General features: G+C 52.2%; 1 pseudogene. It reads right to left on the minus strand.

Annotated features, from left to right (window positions below):
• Positions 1–14: 14 nt before the first annotated feature.
• Positions 15–257 (minus strand): annotated as a pseudogene (locus HT737_RS29575) (glyceraldehyde-3-phosphate dehydrogenase); the annotation flags it as partial.
• Positions 258–586: the final 329 nt, after the last annotated feature.

Raw genomic sequence — 586 nt, forward strand, 5'->3', positions numbered from 1 at the left:
TGGCTTTAAGCAGGAGGGAATGTTTCGTGGACGGAGAGTTCGCTATCGTCGGAGGAACGGTGGCGAGCAAAGCGGTGAGCTTTGAGAATCGCGATGACAGACTGGTTGATCAGGCTGCGGCCATAGATCGAGCTCACCACGTTGTTATTGCGGTAGAGCTGACCGATAAGCGGAATCATCGCTTCTGCGAGTGCTTCACGGTCGATCCATTCACCAAGACACTGGTCGGGCTTCTGAGTCACGGGAACCTTCCACATGTAGGGGCAGAAAAAAGGGGCTACATTATGCCGCCGAGAACCTCTTGTAGCAATGCGCGCTTGTCGCGCAATCGGTAACAAAATTCCGTTCAAAAAAATTACGCCTCGCGCCAGCCCAGTAAAACCGGGGCTTTCAGCGCAGTCAATTTTTCGACGACTGTTAGCCGATGTCTGTAACCCTCCGTAACACCGGTCGATTTCGGCACTACATAACCGTAAAAAAAGTGCTCGTTTTTTATGGTTACCACTACATTTCGCGCAAACCGCGCAGATAGACGCAGTCTGCAACTGACAGCCGGCACCTGACGCCGCTACAATTACCGACTTTG

It is taken from the genome of Pseudomonas sp. MD195_PC81_125 (assembly GCF_014060985.1).
In the GTDB taxonomy this organism is placed as follows: Bacteria; Pseudomonadota; Gammaproteobacteria; order Pseudomonadales; family Pseudomonadaceae; genus Aquipseudomonas; species Aquipseudomonas parakoreensis.